General features: G+C 70.1%; 16 protein-coding genes. 4 read left to right on the top strand and 12 right to left on the bottom strand.

Annotated elements, in window-relative coordinates; translation table 11 throughout:
* Positions 1-67: 67 nt before the first annotated feature.
* The 5 genes from B5D60_RS12935 to B5D60_RS12915 all read right to left on the bottom strand — a co-directional run bounded on the left by B5D60_RS12935 (position 68) and on the right by B5D60_RS12915 (position 5,119).
* Positions 68-1,684, bottom strand: a complete 1,617-nt coding sequence (locus B5D60_RS12935; protein ID WP_078700550.1) for a peptide ABC transporter substrate-binding protein — start codon at positions 1,682-1,684, stop codon at positions 68-70.
* Between the two features lie 220 nt (positions 1,685-1,904).
* Positions 1,905-2,852, bottom strand: a complete 948-nt coding sequence (locus B5D60_RS12930) for an electron transfer flavoprotein subunit alpha/FixB family protein (RefSeq protein ID WP_078700549.1) — start codon at positions 2,850-2,852, stop codon at positions 1,905-1,907.
* 16 nt (positions 2,853-2,868) lie between these two features.
* The gene (locus B5D60_RS12925; protein WP_078700548.1) at positions 2,869-3,648 is read right to left on the bottom strand and encodes an electron transfer flavoprotein subunit beta/FixA family protein; all 780 of its coding nucleotides are present in this window, start codon (positions 3,646-3,648) and stop codon (positions 2,869-2,871) included.
* A gap of 163 nt (positions 3,649-3,811) precedes the next feature.
* Positions 3,812-4,591, bottom strand: a complete 780-nt coding sequence (locus B5D60_RS12920; protein ID WP_078700547.1) for an enoyl-CoA hydratase/isomerase family protein — start codon at positions 4,589-4,591, stop codon at positions 3,812-3,814.
* A gap of 42 nt (positions 4,592-4,633) precedes the next feature.
* Positions 4,634-5,119, bottom strand: coding sequence for a GNAT family N-acetyltransferase (locus B5D60_RS12915; protein WP_078700546.1), 486 nt, complete (start codon positions 5,117-5,119; stop codon positions 4,634-4,636).
* Positions 5,120-5,158: 39 nt separating this feature from the next.
* Here B5D60_RS12915 and B5D60_RS12910 point away from each other — a divergent pair, with 39 nt between their 5' ends.
* The gene (locus tag B5D60_RS12910; protein WP_078700545.1) at positions 5,159-6,073 is read left to right on the top strand and encodes an NUDIX hydrolase; all 915 of its coding nucleotides are present in this window, start codon (positions 5,159-5,161) and stop codon (positions 6,071-6,073) included.
* Positions 6,074-6,095: 22 nt separating this feature from the next.
* Here the strand turns inward: B5D60_RS12910 and B5D60_RS12905 are convergent, their stop codons facing one another.
* The 6 genes from B5D60_RS12905 to B5D60_RS12885 form a co-directional block, all read right to left on the bottom strand.
* Positions 6,096-7,010, bottom strand: coding sequence for a tetratricopeptide repeat protein (locus tag B5D60_RS12905; RefSeq protein ID WP_078700544.1), 915 nt, complete (start codon positions 7,008-7,010; stop codon positions 6,096-6,098).
* Between the two features lie 22 nt (positions 7,011-7,032).
* The gene (locus tag B5D60_RS12900; RefSeq protein WP_078700543.1) at positions 7,033-7,698 is read right to left on the bottom strand and encodes a PH domain-containing protein; all 666 of its coding nucleotides are present in this window, start codon (positions 7,696-7,698) and stop codon (positions 7,033-7,035) included.
* 10 nt (positions 7,699-7,708) lie between these two features.
* Entirely contained in the window at positions 7,709-7,864 is a 156-nt protein-coding gene (locus B5D60_RS16970) for a hypothetical protein (RefSeq protein ID WP_172806362.1), read from the bottom strand.
* A 56-nt stretch (positions 7,865-7,920) separates the two neighbouring features.
* Complete coding sequence (meaB, locus tag B5D60_RS12895) at positions 7,921-8,877, bottom strand: methylmalonyl Co-A mutase-associated GTPase MeaB (RefSeq protein ID WP_078700542.1); 957 nt, start codon at positions 8,875-8,877, stop codon at positions 7,921-7,923.
* A 25-nt stretch (positions 8,878-8,902) separates the two neighbouring features.
* Positions 8,903-10,093, bottom strand: coding sequence for an acetyl-CoA C-acetyltransferase (locus B5D60_RS12890; protein WP_078700541.1), 1,191 nt, complete (start codon positions 10,091-10,093; stop codon positions 8,903-8,905).
* Between the two features lie 77 nt (positions 10,094-10,170).
* The gene (locus B5D60_RS12885) at positions 10,171-10,596 is read right to left on the bottom strand and encodes a pyridoxamine 5'-phosphate oxidase family protein (RefSeq protein WP_078700540.1); all 426 of its coding nucleotides are present in this window, start codon (positions 10,594-10,596) and stop codon (positions 10,171-10,173) included.
* A 66-nt stretch (positions 10,597-10,662) separates the two neighbouring features.
* Here B5D60_RS12885 and mce point away from each other — a divergent pair, with 66 nt between their 5' ends.
* The 3 genes from mce (at position 10,663) to B5D60_RS12870 (ending at position 13,605) form a co-directional block, all read left to right on the top strand.
* On the top strand, positions 10,663-11,109 hold the full coding sequence (mce, locus tag B5D60_RS12880; protein WP_078700539.1) for a methylmalonyl-CoA epimerase: 447 nt from the start codon (positions 10,663-10,665) through the stop codon (positions 11,107-11,109).
* A gap of 98 nt (positions 11,110-11,207) precedes the next feature.
* The gene (gene ccrA / locus B5D60_RS12875; RefSeq protein ID WP_078700538.1) at positions 11,208-12,545 is read left to right on the top strand and encodes a crotonyl-CoA carboxylase/reductase; all 1,338 of its coding nucleotides are present in this window, start codon (positions 11,208-11,210) and stop codon (positions 12,543-12,545) included.
* 4 nt (positions 12,546-12,549) lie between these two features.
* On the top strand, positions 12,550-13,605 hold the full coding sequence (locus B5D60_RS12870) for a heparan-alpha-glucosaminide N-acetyltransferase domain-containing protein (RefSeq protein ID WP_078700537.1): 1,056 nt from the start codon (positions 12,550-12,552) through the stop codon (positions 13,603-13,605).
* Here the strand turns inward: B5D60_RS12870 and B5D60_RS12865 are convergent.
* Entirely contained in the window at positions 13,586-14,362 is a 777-nt protein-coding gene (locus B5D60_RS12865) for an alpha/beta hydrolase (RefSeq protein WP_078700536.1), read from the bottom strand. The genes B5D60_RS12870 and B5D60_RS12865 overlap by 20 nt on opposite strands.
* Positions 14,363-14,368 lie beyond the last annotated feature (6 nt).

Genomic DNA, 14,368 nt, shown 5'->3' with positions numbered 1-14,368 from the left:
GTCGGGTCGCCTTCGGTCATGAGTGTGGGGCGGCACCGGGTTGGTGCCGCCCCACATCAGCGAAGCATCACTTGGTGATGTTCTGGTATTCCGGCTTGTTCTGCCAGTTGAACTCCACGTTCTCGACACCCGTGGCCGCGACAGCCGCGACGTTGGTGTTCCAGAGCGGGAGAGCCGGGAGCTCCTCCATGAGGATGGCCTGGGCATCAGCCAGCAGCTTGGCCTGCTCGTCGCCCTCGGCGCTCAGCGCGTCGGACAGGAGCTTGTCGAACTCCTTGTTGGTGTAGTCACCGTCGTTCGAGCCGGCGCCCGTGCCGAAGATCGGACCGAGGTAGTTGTAGACCGACGGGTAGTCGGGCTGCCAACCGGTACGGAACGCGGTGCCGATCGTGCGATCGGTGACCTTCGTGCGCAGCTCGGCGAACGTGGCGTAGGCCTTGGGCTGGGCGTCGATGCCGAGGTTGTTCTTGAGCTGGTTGGTCAGCGCCTCGACCCACTCCTTGTTGCCGGGTCCGTCACCGTTGTACGCGATGACGAACTTGCCCGACCACGGGGCGATGGCGTCGGCCTCGGACCAGAGCTTCTTGGCCTCGTCGGCGTCAAACTCCAGGACCTCGGCACCGGGGATGTCCTCGGTGTACTCGGGCATCAGCTCGGAGCTGAACTCCTTCGCCGGCGAACGGGTGCCGTCGAAGATCTTGTCCGTGATCTCCTTGCGGTTGATCGCACGGCTCAGGGCCTGGCGACGCAGGTTGCCCTCTTCACCGGAGAAGTGATCCAGCGACTCGGGGATCGTGATCGTGCTGTTGACCGTGCCGGCCGCCTCGAACGCCTGGACCGAGTCGTCGGTCTTGAACGTCGTGAGGGCGCTCGGCGGAGCCTGGTCGAGCACGTCGAGGTTGCCCGCCTGGACGTCGGAGTAGGCCGAGTCCGGGTTCGTGTAGAACTTGAACGTCACGCCGCCGTTCTTGGCGGGGCGGTTTCCGTCGTAGTCCTCGTTCGGGGACATGACGGCCTCGACGTTGTTCTCCCACGAGTCGAGCTTGTAGGGGCCGTTGCCGATCGGGGCCTTGCCGAACGCCGCGATGTCGGCGAACGCGGCCTCGGGCAGCGGGAAGTAGGCCGAGTAGCCCAGACGCAGCGGGAAGAGCGCCTCGGGGTTCTTGAGCGTGACCTCGAAGGTCTTCTCGTCGACGACCTTCAGACCCGACATCTCGGAGCCCTTGTCGAGGATGATGCCCTCGTCGTCGGTGCCCTCGATCGGGTAGTAGAAGTAGGAGGAGAGCTGGGCGTTCTCGGCCGCGGCACCGTAGTTCCACGCCTTGACGAACGACTCGGCCGTGACCGGGGTGCCGTCGGTGAACTGCCAGTCCTTGAGCTTGATCGTCCAGACCTTGTTGTCCTCGGACTCGATCGACTCGGCGACCTCGAGCTCCTGGGAGCCGTCAGCCTTGTACGAGACCAGGCCCGCGTAGATCAGGTCGATGATGTTGCCGCCACCGACCTCGTTCGTGTTGGTCGTGACCAGCGGGTTCTGGGGCTCGGTGCTGTACGCGGTGATGACCGCATCGGTCGAATCCGAACCGCCGTTGTCGTCGTCGCCACCACTCGAGCAGGCCGCCAGGGTGAGGCTGGCAACTGCGGCGAGGGCGACACCTGCGAGGGCTGAACGCCGAGTTCGCATGTATTTCCTCCTGTGAAGGGCGTACGTCGGTGAAAACGTGCAATGTACGCGCGTGATTCATAGGTATCACCTGCAGGGTGTCCCAGCCCACTCCGCAGGGCCGACTTCACCGAACTGCAACCAAACCCAGCGGCGGGACGCGAGCGTCGGGAAGGGCCGCGAGACGAACGACGGCGGCCCCGCTCCCGGGTGGGAGCGGGGCCGCCGAGCGGGGGCCGGATCAGCCCTTGCGCTTGTTGATCTCCTCGGTCGCCTGGGGCAGGACCGACTTGATGTCACCGACGACGCCGAAGTCGACGAGCTCGAAGATCGGCGCCTCCTCGTCCTTGTTGACCGCGACGATCGTCTTGGACGTCTGCATGCCGGCGCGGTGCTGGATCGCACCGGAGATGCCGTTGGCGACGTACAGCTGGGGCGACACGGTCTTGCCGGTCTGGCCGACCTGGAACGTGTGCGGCTTCCAGCCCGAGTCCACCGCGGCGCGCGAGGCGCCCACGGCCGCACCGAGGGCGTCGGCCAGGGCCTCGACCTCGGTGAAGTCGCCACCGGTGCCACGGCCGCCGGAGACCACGATGGCGGCCTCGGTCAGCTCGGGACGGCCGGTGGAGACGCGCGGCTCGGACGCCACGATCTTGACCTTCTTGGCCGAGTCGGGGACGTCGAACGAGACGGCCTCGACGGCACCGGCGCCGGCCACGGCCTCCGGAGCGGCCGAGTTCGGCTTCACGGCGATGACCGGCGCACCCTGGGTGACCTGCGCAGCGACGGTGAAGTTGCCGGCGAACGCCATCTGGGTGGTGGTGATCGCGCCACCGTCGACGGTCACGTCGACGGCGTCGGTGATCAGGCCGGAGTCGGACTTCAGCGCGACGCGGGCCGCGATCTCCTTGCCCTCCGAGCTCGACGGCACCAGCACGGCGGCGGGCGCCTTGTCGGCGACCAGCGCGGCCAGGGCCTCGGCCTTGGGCGCCACGAGGTACTCCTCGAAGGCGCTGTCGGCGTAGGTGTAGATCTTCTCCGCGCCGTACTCGGTCAGGACGCTGGTGTCGGCGTCGCCGAACACGACGGCCGACGGCTCGCCGATGCGACGGGCGATCGTCAGGAGCTCCAGCGAGGGCTTCGTGACCTTGCCCTGGGGGGCTTCGATCAGAACGAGAACTTCACTCATTGATTCAGGCTCCTACTCACACGAACTTCTTGGACGCGAGGAACTCGACGAGCTTGGTGCCGCCGTCTCCCTCGTCGGTGACGATCTCGCCGGCGGTGCGCGGCGGGCGGGGGGTCGTGGACTCGACCTTGGTCCAGGCGTTGTCGAGGCCGACCTCGGCCGCGTCGATGCCCAGATCAGCCAGGCTCCACTCCTCGACCGGCTTCTTCTTCGCGGCCATGATGCCCTTGAAGGACGGGTAGCGGGCCTCGCCCGTCTGGTCGGTGACCGACACGACGAGCTTGCCGGTGGCCTCGATCTGGTGCGTGGCGGCATCGCCGTCACGACGGATCTTGACCGTGTCGCCGTCGACCGAGATCTCCGACGCGAAGGTGATGGCGGGCAGGCCGAGGCGCTCGGCGACCAGCGTGGGAACGACGCCCATGCCGGCGTCGGTGGAGCCCATGCCGAAGAACACCATGTCGTAGTCGAGCTTCTCGATGGCCTTCGCCAGGACCAGCGACGTCGCGAACGCGTCGGATCCGGCGATGGCGTCGTCCTCGACGTGGACGCCGGCGTCGGCGCCCATCTGCAGGGCCTTGCGGACCGCGTCCGAGGCATCGGCCGGGCCGACGGTCAGGACGGTGACCTCACCGTCACCGGCCTCGACCACCTGCAGGGCCTGCTCGACCGCGTACTCGTCGAGCTCGGACAGAAGCCCGTCGACGTTCTCACGATCGACAGTGTTATCAGCGTCGAACGTGCGGTCCGCCGTGGCGTCCGGCACGTACTTCACAGCGACAACGATCTTGGTCACGAGGACCCTCCTGTGAATTCGGGGCGCGGGAGACGGTTTGACCACCCGCGAGTTATCGGGTCCACCTTGCCACGCGAAGCAATTCGCGAGTGAGGCGACCCTTCCTGACTTTGATGTTACCGAAAGGTAACGAAGGCCGACATCCCACGCGGAGTGGGATGGGTCACCTCCCGGTGAAGGTGGCCTTGCCGGGCCCGTTCTCGACGAAGGAGCGCATCCCGTCGGCCTGGTCCTGCGTGGCGAACAGCGCGCTGAAGCCGGCCCGCTCGATCTCCAGGCCCGTCTGCAGGTCGACCTCGAGACCGCGGTCGACGACGTCCTTGGCCGTGCGCAGCGCGATCGACGGCCCGCCGACGAACTGCGACGCCCACGCCACGGCGCGGTCGTGGACCTCGGCCGCCGGCAGCACCTCGTCCACCAGGCCGAGGGCGAGCGCCTCGTCGGCGCCGACGAACCGGCCGGTGTAGATGATGTCCTTGGCCTTCGAGGGACCGATCAGCCGGGCGAGGCGCTGGGTGCCGCCCGCTCCGGGGATGATGCCGAGCAGGATCTCGGGCTGGCCGAGCTTCGCGTCGTCGGCGCAGAAGCGCAGGTCGGTGGCCAGCGCCAGCTCGAGTCCGCCGCCGAGGGCGAAGCCCGTGATCGCCGAGACGGTCGGCTTGCCGATCCCGGCGACGGCGCGCGTGAACTCCTGCAGCAGGTGCCCGTGGCGGAACATCTCGGGGTAGCCCATGTCGGCCATCTCCTTGACGTCGGCGCCGGCAGCGAAGACCCGCTCGCCGCCCCAGACCACGACGGCGGCGACGTCGTCGCGGCGATCGGCCTCGCGTGCCGCCTCCAGCAGCTCGGTCTGGACCTGCGCGTCGAGCGCGTTCATCTTGGGCCGGTCGAGGCGGATCGTGCCGACGCCGTCGGTCACCTCGAGTCGGACGAATTCGGCCATGGTGGAGCCTCCTGTGTGGGTTGGGGCGAGCATAGGACAGCGTCAGGACGGCGAGCCGAGGGCCCGGAGCGGCTCCCCCGCGAGGCGATAGGTCCGCCAGTCGGCCAGGTCCACGGCGCCCAGGGACTCGTAGAACTCGATCGACGGGGTGTTCCAGTCGAGCACCTGCCACTGCATGCGGCTGTAGCCCCGTTCCACGCACACCTGCGCCAGGCGCGTCAGCAGCGCGTGGCCGAGTCCGGTGCCGCGGTGCGCCGGGTCGACGAAGAGGTCCTCGAGGTAGATCCCGTGCACGCCGTCCCACGTGGAGAAGTTGAGGAACCACACCGCCAGGCCGACGACCGCGCCGTCCACCTCGGCGACGTGGGCGAACAGGGCGGGCCGCTCGCCGAAGAGGCGCTCGTGGAGCATCGTCTCGGTCAGCACGCACTGCTCGGGCGCGCGCTCGTACGCCGCGAGGTCGTGGACGAGGCGCACCATGGCGCCCACGTCGTCGGGGGTGGCGGGGCGGATCCGCGGATCGGTCATGGGCTCGATTCCATCACGAGGGCCGGTAGCCTCGGCCGAGTGACCGAGCCTGCCGACTCCTCCCCCACCCTGCGCGACGACGACCTCGTGCTCGAGCCCACCTCCGGCGCCGACGACCTGCACGGCTTCGCGGTGCTGCACGAGGGAGAGCGCATCGGCACGGTGGCGCTGCAGAGCGCTCAGGGCAAGGCGGGCCGACGGCTCGGGACGATGCGCTGGAACCTCTCCTCCGCGCCGGGGGCCATGGTGGCCAGCCGAGCCCTGCGGCTGGCCGTGGGGCACGCGTTCGACCACCTCGGATGGACGCGGATCGAGGCGCGGGTCCCCGCCGACGACGCGCTGGGCCAGCGGGCCGCGTCCATCGCGGGGCTGCGACGCGAGGGCATCGCGCGGTCGCCCGGGGGCGAGCCGGACCTCGTGCTGCTGGGGCGGATCGTCGACGACCCGCCCGCCTTCAGCCGCGACGGCTTCGTCGCCATCCTCAACGCCGGTCTCCCGCGCAAGCGCGTCATCGGGCAGGGCATCCTGCGCGACCGCGACGGCCGCGTCCTGCTGTGCGAGCTGACGTACAAGCGCGAGTGGGACCTGCCCGGAGGCGTGGTCGAGGTCGGCGAGAGCCCCGCCACCGGCCTGGTGCGCGAGCTGGAGGAGGAGCTCGGGGTCACGGTCGAGGTCGAAGGTCTCGTGACGATGAACTGGCTGCCGGCGTGGAGCCGCTGGGACGACGCGTGCCTGTTCGTCTTCGACCTCGGCGTCGTCGACGCCGAGCTGGTCGAGCAGATGGTCCTGCAGCGCACCGAGATCGCGGCCGTGCACTGGTGCGACCTCGACGCGGTGCGCGAGCGCGCCACGCTGGCCACCACGGAGCTGCTCGAGTCGCTCGCCGACGCGCCGCTGCCGGCCTACCGCGAGGCGCCGCGCCAGCCCGACCCGGTGCGCGACCAGGCGCGCTGACCGCTCAGGACGCGCCAGCCGCTCAGAACAGGGCGGCGGCCAGGGAGCGCCGGGCCAGCGCCACCCGCTGATCGCTCAGGCCGACCACGGTGAACAACTCGAGCAGGTGCTCGCGGACGCGGTCGCGGTCGTCCTCCCCGGTGCGCTTGATGAGCTCGATGAGCCGCAGGAACGCGTCCTCGACGTGTCCGCCGGTGACGTCGAGGTCGGCCACGAGCAGCTGGGCATCGACGTCGTTCGGAGCGTCGGCGGCGGCCTGACGCGCCTGCTGCAGGTCGGCACCGGCCACGCGGGCGTAGAGCCTCGTGGCCGCGAGCCGCTCGGCCACCTCGGTGTCGCCGGGGGCCTGCGCCAGCAGCGCCTCGTACTCGGCGATCGCTGCGTCGAAGTCGCCGCGCGAGTAGGCCTCGTCGGCGGCGGCGAAGCGCGGATCCTCCTCCGGCTCCTCCGGGGCGTCGACGGGCGCGCCCCCGGACGGCTGGGCACGGCCGTTGAGGCCGTTCTGCTGCGCGAGCCGCACGAGCTCGTCGAAGAACCGCTTGACCTCGGCGTCGTCCACGGTGCCCTGGAAGAGGGGCACGGGCCGGCCCTGCACGAGGCCCACCACGAACGGCACGGCCTGCACCTGCAGCGCCTGGGCGATGCCGGGGTTGGTGTCGGCGTCGACCTTCGCCAGCTGCAGCGCGCCACCGTAGGCGGACGTGGCCCGCGCGAGGACCTCGTTGAACTCGACGCTCTGCGGCGAGCGGGTCGACCAGACGCTCAGCACCACGAGGTGCTGCATCGAGGAATCGACCACCTGCTGGAAGTCGGCCTCGGTGACGTCGATGACGTAGACCGCTCCCTCAGGAGCGGGAGCGCCCCCACCGGACGGGGGCGTGGGACGCGGCGTGGCCAGCGAGGACAGGTCGAACGCACCGGGCTGCGAGAAGCTCATGGCCACAGTCTAGGAAGGCCGGTCACAGACCGCGGATCGGCTCGGTGCGTTCGCCCTCGTCGGGCCCACCGTCCAGCGTCCGGTCGCGCGTCGCGGCCATCATCCGCTCACGCCGGCGGTTCTCCCGGTTCACGGCATTGTTGATCTCTCGGTCGACCGCCAGGATGTCCGGAACGAACTTGATCTCGCGCAGACCCTGCTCCTGCGCGGCCGACTCGAAGACGAAGTGGCCGTAGCCGAGCGCACGGCCCCACACCGAGCGCGTCATGGTCATGTCGAGGATGCGGTTGATCGGCATCGTCGCCACCCGCGCGGTCAGCACACCGCTGAGCCGCACGACCCGCCAGTTCGTGACCACGAAGACGTCGCGCCACTCCACGAACGCGCGCACGGCCGCCGCTACGGTGACGACGAGCGACAGGAGCCACAGCGCCTGGGCCGGACCGGAGTTCCAGTGGAACAGCAGGACCACGAGGCAGCCCATGGAGGCCAGCGCCGCGGCGGGCAGGGTCCAGTAGACGGCCACGTGCTTGGGGACGATCTGCAGGACCCGCTCGCCGCTGCGGGGATTGAGGCGCGTGTTCAGCGCGACATGGTTCTCGGGATCGGGGAACGGCTCGCGCAGGCGTCGCCAGAACCGCGCCGTGACAGGCGGGGGCGCCGTCTCGATCGCTGGTCGCTCGGTCATGACGAGGTCCTCACAGGAGCTCGGACATGAACACCCCGACCTGTCCGAATGCGCTGATGGCTGCGTCGAAGGCCCCCCGAACGGCCGTCGCGGCGTCCTCAGGCGTGCTGAACAGGTAGTAGAGCCCGAAGCCCACCACGAACAGGATCACTGCCTTCTTCACCACGCGAACATGTCTACCGGAATCGCGGCCCCAAACCGTGGACGCCGCGCGGGAGACTTCTACGCGTCGGATTCGGCGAGCAGGGTGTCGGCGGCCGAGAACGGATCGATGTCGCCGGCGAAGGCCCGGGCGGCCAGCGCGTCGAGCTCCTCGCCCCCGTCGACGACGAAGCGGCGTCGCACCTGGTCGAGGGCGATGGCCTGGATCTCGCGGCGCAGGCGATCGGTGCGTCGGCGCGCCAGCTGCCCGGAGGCGCGCAGGTGGGAGGCGTGCTCCTGCAGGTGATCGACCAGCTCGGGGACCCCCGTGCCCTCGGTGGCCACGGTGAGGTCGATCGGGCGCTTCCAGCCGTCGCGGCGGTCGGACATCGACAGCATCGTGCGCAGCTCGCGGCGCGTGGTCGAGGCGCCGTCGCGGTCGGCCTTGTTGATGCAGAAGATGTCGCCGATCTCGAGGATCCCGGCCTTGGCGGCCTGGATGCCGTCGCCCATGCCGGGCGCCAGCAGCACGACGGTGGTGTCGGCGAGCCCGGCGACCTCGACCTCGGACTGCCCGACGCCGACGGTCTCGAGCAGGATCACGTCACAGCCGGCGGCGTCGAGGACCCGGATGGCGTGGGGCGTGGCCCATGACAGCCCGCCGAGGTGGCCCCGGCTGGCCATCGAGCGAATGTAGACGTCGGGATCGGTGGCGTGGTCCTGCATCCGGATGCGGTCGCCGAGCAGCGCTCCCCCGCTGAACGGCGAGGTGGGATCGACCGCGAGGACCCCGACGCGACGGCCGCGAGCACGCAGCTCGGTGACCAGCGCCGACGTGGTGGTCGACTTGCCCACGCCGGGCGAGCCGGTCAGGCCGACCACGTGGGCGCCGCCGACCAGCGGGGCGAGCGCCGCGCTGACCTCACGCAGGTGGTCGGACTCGGTCTCGACGAGGGTGATCAGACGCGCCACCGACCTGGCCTCGCCGGCTTGCGCCCGCGAGACCAGGTCGGTGACGTCGACGTTCCTGGGGTTCAACTCCGCAGATTCGGTTGAGGGCCGATCAGGCCTGCGGGACCCGGATGATCAGGGCGTCACCCTGGCCGCCGCCGCCGCACAGCGCCGCTGCGCCCGTGCCGCCACCGCGACGCTGGAGCTCCAGCGCGAGGTGCAGGACGATGCGCGCACCGCTCATGCCGATCGGGTGGCCGAGCGCGATCGCACCGCCGTTGACGTTGACCTTGTCCTCGCTGACGCCGAGCTTCTCGGTCGAGACGACGCCGACCGCGGCGAAGGCCTCGTTCAGCTCGAACAGGTCGATGTCCGCGACGTCGATGCCCTCCTTCTGCGCCGCCTTCGCGATGGCGTTGGCCGGCTGCTCCTGCAGCGTGGAGTCAGGGCCCGAGACGTTGCCGTGGGCGCCGATCTCGGCGAGCCAGGTCAGGCCCAGCTCCTCGGCCTTGGCCTTGCTCATGACGACCACGGCGCAGGCGCCGTCGGAGATCTGGCTGGCGGTGCCCGCGGTGATCGTGCCCTCCTTGGAGAACGCGGGACGCAGGCGGCCGAGCGACTCGGCCGTGGTGTCGCCACGGACGCCCTCGTCGGCGCTGACGACGACCGGGTCGCCCTTGCGCTGCGGGATCTCGACCGGGACGATCTCGTCGTCGAACACGCCGTTCTTCTGCGCGGTCGCGGCGAGCTGGTGCGATCGGGCGCCGAAGGTGTCCTGGGCCTCACGCGTCAGCGTGTCGGTGGCGGCGTTGCGCTGCTCGGTGAGCGAGCCCATCGCCTGGTCGGTGAGCGCGTCCCACAGGCCGTCGTACTCCATGTGGTCGAGCATCGTGACCTTGCCGTACTTGTGGCCCTCGCGCGAGCCCGTCAGCAGGTGGGGCGCCTGGGTCATCGACTCCTGGCCACCGGCGACGACGATGTCGTACTCGCCGGCGCGGATCAGCTGGTCGGCCAGCGCGATCGCGTTGATGCCCGAGAGGCACACCTTGTTGATGGTGATCGCGGGCACGTCGAGCGGGATGCCGCCCTTGAACGCGGCCTGACGGGCCGGCACCTGGCCGGCGCCGGCGCCGAGGACCTGGCCCATGATCACGTAGTCGACCTGGTCGCCGTTGATGCCGGACCGGTCCAGGGCGCCCTTGATCGCGATGCCGCCGAGATCGGAGCCGGACAGGGTCTTGAGGCCGCCCTGGAGGCGGCCGATCGGGGTCCGTGCCCCTGCGACGATGACGGAAGTGGTCATGAAACGTGCTCCTTCGGTGCGTGCGTTGGGGTCACTGTACCCATGGGTACGGACGACCCGGCCGGGCGTGGCTCACCTCACATCACGGGCGTGAGATCGGGCTCGGGGCCGAAGCGGAACCGACGGCCACTGATCTCGCTGACGTCGATGACGACGAGGTTGTACTTCAGGGTGGGCAGCCACGAGTGCAGGTCGGCCAGGTCGAGCTCCTCGGCCTGCGCCTCGGTCTCGATCTTGCGGGCGGTGCCCTTCAGGACGACGCTCGTGGCGCCGTCGGCCGTGACCTCGTCGACCTCGAACGCCACGTGGCTGTCCAGCAGGACGCCCATGAGCTTCGTGCCCTCGGCCGTGCGGAAGGCGATGCGGCGCCCGGCCAGGGCGTAGTTGACGGGAAAGATCTCGGGCTGGCCCAGGACGTTCAGTGCCAGCCGCCCGAAGGTGTGGTCGCCGACGAAGTCCCACGGCTCGTTCCCGCTCATCTCGGTGATCGCGGTGGTGTCCATACCCCATTGTCACCCCGGATGCGGTCCACGCGCAGGGCCCGCGGAGGCCGTACTAGGCTGCCCGGCATGACCAGTGAATCGCTCGTTCCGGGCCACCTGCTCACCGCCATCGATCACGTCGGCATCGCCGTTCACGACCTCGACGACGCCATCGAGTTCTACTCGCGCGTCTTCGGCCTCGAGTCGATCCACGAGGAGGTCAACGAGGAGCAGGGCGTCCGCGAGGCGATGCTCGCCGTCGGCGACTCCGGGTCGTGCATCCAGCTGCTCGCTCCGCTGAGCGAGGAGTCCACGATCGCCAAGTACCTGGACCGCAACGGACCGGGCGTGCAGCAGTTGGCGTACCGTGTCACCGACATCGACGCGGTCTCGACCACCCTGCGCGACCGCGGCGTGCGCCTCCTGTACGACACCCCCAAGCGGGGCACGTCCGACAGCCGCGTCAACTTCGTTCACCCGAAGGACGCCGGGGGCGTCCTCGTCGAACTCGTCGAGCCCGCCGCCGCGCACTGATCGGCTCGCGGACCCGACTCCATCCCGGCTCGCGGGACAAGTTTCCCGCCAGTAACATCACCGCAGACCCCCTGCAATACCGACGCGAAGGATCCCCAGTGCAGCACATCCTCGACGCCATCATGTCCGGCGACCGCACCGCAGAGACGTACCAGAACCTCGAGCTCCCCGACACCTACCGGGCAGTCACCGTCCACAAGGACGAGCAGAACATGTTCGAGGGCGTGGCCACCCGGGACAAGGACCCGCGCAAGAGCCTGCACCTCGACGACGTCCCCCTGCCCGAGCTGGCTCCGGGCGAGGCCCTCGTCGCCGTCATGGCCAGCGCGATCAACTACAACACCGTGTGGACCTCGATCTTCGAGCCCGTCTCGACGTTCGGGTTCCTCGAGCGCTACGGCAGGCTCTCGGAGTACACGAAGCGCCACGACCTGCCGTACCACGTGGTCGGCTCCGACCTCGCCGGCGTCGTGCTGCGCACGGGCCCGGGCGTCAACGCCTGGAAGCCCGGACAGGAGGTCGTCGCGCACTGCCTGTCGGTCGAGCTCGAGAGCCCCGACGGCCACGACGACACGATGATGGACCCGCAGCAGCGCATCTGGGGCTTCGAGACGAACTTCGGCGGCCTGGCCGAGCTCGCGATCGTGAAGTCGAACCAGCTCATGCCCAAGCCCGGGCACCTGTCGTGGGAGGAGGCGGCCTCGCCCGGCCTGGTCAACTCCACCGCGTACCGCCAGCTGGTGAGCAAGAACGGCGCCAACATGAAGCAGGGCGACGTCGTCCTGATCTGGGGCGCGTCGGGCGGCCTGGGCTCCTACGCCACGCAGATGGCCCTCAACGGCGGCGCCATCCCGGTGTGCGTGGTCTCCAGCCCCGAGAAGGCCGAGATCGTGCGCTCGCTGGGCGCCGAGCACATCATCGACCGCTCGGCCGAGGGCTACAAGTTCTGGAAGGACGAGCACAACCAGGACCCGAAGGAGTGGCAGCGCTTCGGCAAGAAGATCCGCGAGCTCACCGGCGGCGAGGACCCGGACATCGTGTTCGAGCACCCGGGCCGCGAGACCTTCGGCGCCAGCGTCTACGTCACGCGCAAGGGCGGCACGATCATCACCTGCGCGTCGACCTCGGGCTACATGCACCAGTACGACAACCGGTACCTGTGGATGAACCTGAAGAACATCAAGAGCTCGCACTTCGCGAACTACCGCGAGGCCTTCGAGGCCAACCGCCTCATCGACAAGGGCCTCATCCACCCGACCGTGTCGAAGGTGTACAAGCTCGAGGACACCGGCCAGGCCGCGCTCGACGTTCACCACAACCTGCACCAGGGCAAGGTCGGCGTGCTGACGCTGGCCCCCGAGGAGGGCCTGGGCGTCTCCGACGAGGAGAAGCGCGCCAAGTACCTCACGGAGATCAACCGCTTCCGCGGCATCTGATCGCATGACGCGAGTCCGCGGGCTGGATGCCGCTCGCGGACTCGCGCTCGTGGGCATGGTGGTCGCCCACCTCGACACCCGGATCGACTTCGATCCGGGTGTCGCTGCGTCGTGGCGCCATGTGGGCGACGGCCGCGCCGCGGTGCTGTTCGTCGTCGTCGCCGGGTTCTCGCTGGCTCTCACCACCGGCGGGACACGGCCTCATGCCGGCGAGCGGCTCGCCGACGACCGGCTGGCCATCTTCGTCCGCGCCGCCGTGCTGGCCGCGCTCGGCGCCTTCCTGAGCGCCCTCGGCACCCCCGTGGCCGTCATCCTGGCCTCGTACGCCGTGTTCTTCGTGGCGGCGCTGCCGTTCCTGCGCGCGCCCGTGCCGGTGCTGATCGGCGTCGGCTCCGTGCTCGGCGTCGCCGGGCCCGTGATCATCGCGTGGCTCGTCGAACGCGTGCCCGAGCTGACGACCAGCCCGATCGGCGAGCTGTTCGTGGGCATGCCCTACCCCGCCATCCAGTGGACGGGGTTCCTGCTCGTCGGGCTCGGCCTGGGCCGCCTCCGGATCGGCCATTCCACCCTTCTCGCGGTGGGCTTCGTGGGGCTCGGGGTCGGCATCGTCCTGCACCAGCTCATGCTCGACCTCCTCCAGCGCACGCTGGCCGACCCGGCCGCTCGCGACAGCCTCGTCCTGGCCACGCTGACGTCCGACCACCGCTCGCAGAATCCCGTGGAGGCCGCCTCCGTGCTGGCGATCTGCGTCGCCGTGCTGGCGCTGCTGATCGCCCTCACGCCGCACGCCCGCGGGCTGACGTATCCCCTGGAGGCCGTCGGCCGGATGGCGCTGACGCTCTACGCCGGCCACATCGTGGCCTACTGGGCCGCGATCCAGGTCGACCCCGCGCTCGAGTCCGGATCGGGGGCGCTGGCGCTGTGGACCCTCGTCGTCGCCCTCGCCGTGGCGAGCCTGTGGTTCCTGCGCTTCCCCCGCGGGCCGCTCGAGTGGGTGCTGCACCGGATCGTGCGGGCCACCCTGGGCCCGCGCGACGGCGTCAGCGCGGCTGGTCCTTGAACGCGGCCGTGGTGCGGTCGGCGTAGGCCGACGAGTCGGCCCGCTCCATCGGCCCGTCCCACTCCCGCGGCAGCGGCACCTCGGCCTGCGGGTTGAGGCGGCTCACGATCTCGTCGAGGACACGCTCGGTGTCGCCCACCCACAGGTGCTTCGCGCCGTCCACGGCGATCACCTCGGCCTGTGGCACGGCGCCGAAGCGCTCGCGGGCCTCCGCGGGCCGGAGGTAGTCGTCGAACTCCGGGACCAGTGCCGTGAGGGGGCGCCCGTCGGCGGCCCACGCCTCGAGGTGCTCGGGCCGGCTGAACCGCAGGGGCGGCGACAGCAGGATCGCGCCGGCCACGTCGGGCTCCAGCCCGTACATCAGGGTCAGGTCGGTCCCGAAGGACCAGCCGACGATCCACACGTTCGGCAGCTCGGTGAACTCGGCGTACTCGATCGCCGCGGCGACGTCGAAGCGCTCGCCCTCGGCCCGGTCGAACTCGCCCTCGCTGCGGCCTCGCACGCTCTCGGTGCCTCGCGTGTTGAACCGCAGCACCGCGATGTCCGCCTGGGCGGGAAGGCGGTAGGACGCCTTGCGGAAGACGTGGCTGTCCATCATCCCGCCGTGGGTGGGCAGCGGGTGCAGGCAGATCATCGTGGCGACGGGATCGCGGTCGGCGGGCAGCGCCAGCTCCCCCACCAGCGTCAGCCCGTCGGCGGTCGTGAGCTCGATGTCCTCGCGTCGGGCCGGCAGCACCGACGATCCCGTGATCTTCACACGACC

Source organism: Aeromicrobium choanae, from assembly GCF_900167475.1.
Lineage (GTDB): Bacteria > Actinomycetota > Actinomycetes > Propionibacteriales > Nocardioidaceae > Aeromicrobium > Aeromicrobium choanae.
This window is presented reverse-complemented; position numbering and strand designations above follow the sequence as displayed.

Coding starts and splice junctions, on each gene's coding strand:
- B5D60_RS12935 (WP_078700550.1), bottom strand. CDS start 1,684: ATGCGAACTCGGCGTTCAGCCCTCGCAGGTGTCGCCCTCGCCGCAGTT.
- B5D60_RS12930 (WP_078700549.1), bottom strand. CDS start 2,852: ATGAGTGAAGTTCTCGTTCTGATCGAAGCCCCCCAGGGCAAGGTCACG.
- B5D60_RS12920 (WP_078700547.1), bottom strand. CDS start 4,591: ATGGCCGAATTCGTCCGACTCGAGGTGACCGACGGCGTCGGCACGATC.
- B5D60_RS12915 (WP_078700546.1), bottom strand. CDS start 5,119: ATGACCGATCCGCGGATCCGCCCCGCCACCCCCGACGACGTGGGCGCC.
- B5D60_RS12905 (WP_078700544.1), bottom strand. CDS start 7,010: ATGAGCTTCTCGCAGCCCGGTGCGTTCGACCTGTCCTCGCTGGCCACG.
- B5D60_RS12900 (WP_078700543.1), bottom strand. CDS start 7,698: ATGACCGAGCGACCAGCGATCGAGACGGCGCCCCCGCCTGTCACGGCG.
- B5D60_RS12890 (WP_078700541.1), bottom strand. CDS start 10,093: ATGACCACTTCCGTCATCGTCGCAGGGGCACGGACCCCGATCGGCCGC.
- B5D60_RS12885 (WP_078700540.1), bottom strand. CDS start 10,596: ATGGACACCACCGCGATCACCGAGATGAGCGGGAACGAGCCGTGGGAC.
- mce (WP_078700539.1), top strand. CDS start 10,663: ATGACCAGTGAATCGCTCGTTCCGGGCCACCTGCTCACCGCCATCGAT.
- B5D60_RS12870 (WP_078700537.1), top strand. CDS start 12,550: ATGACGCGAGTCCGCGGGCTGGATGCCGCTCGCGGACTCGCGCTCGTG.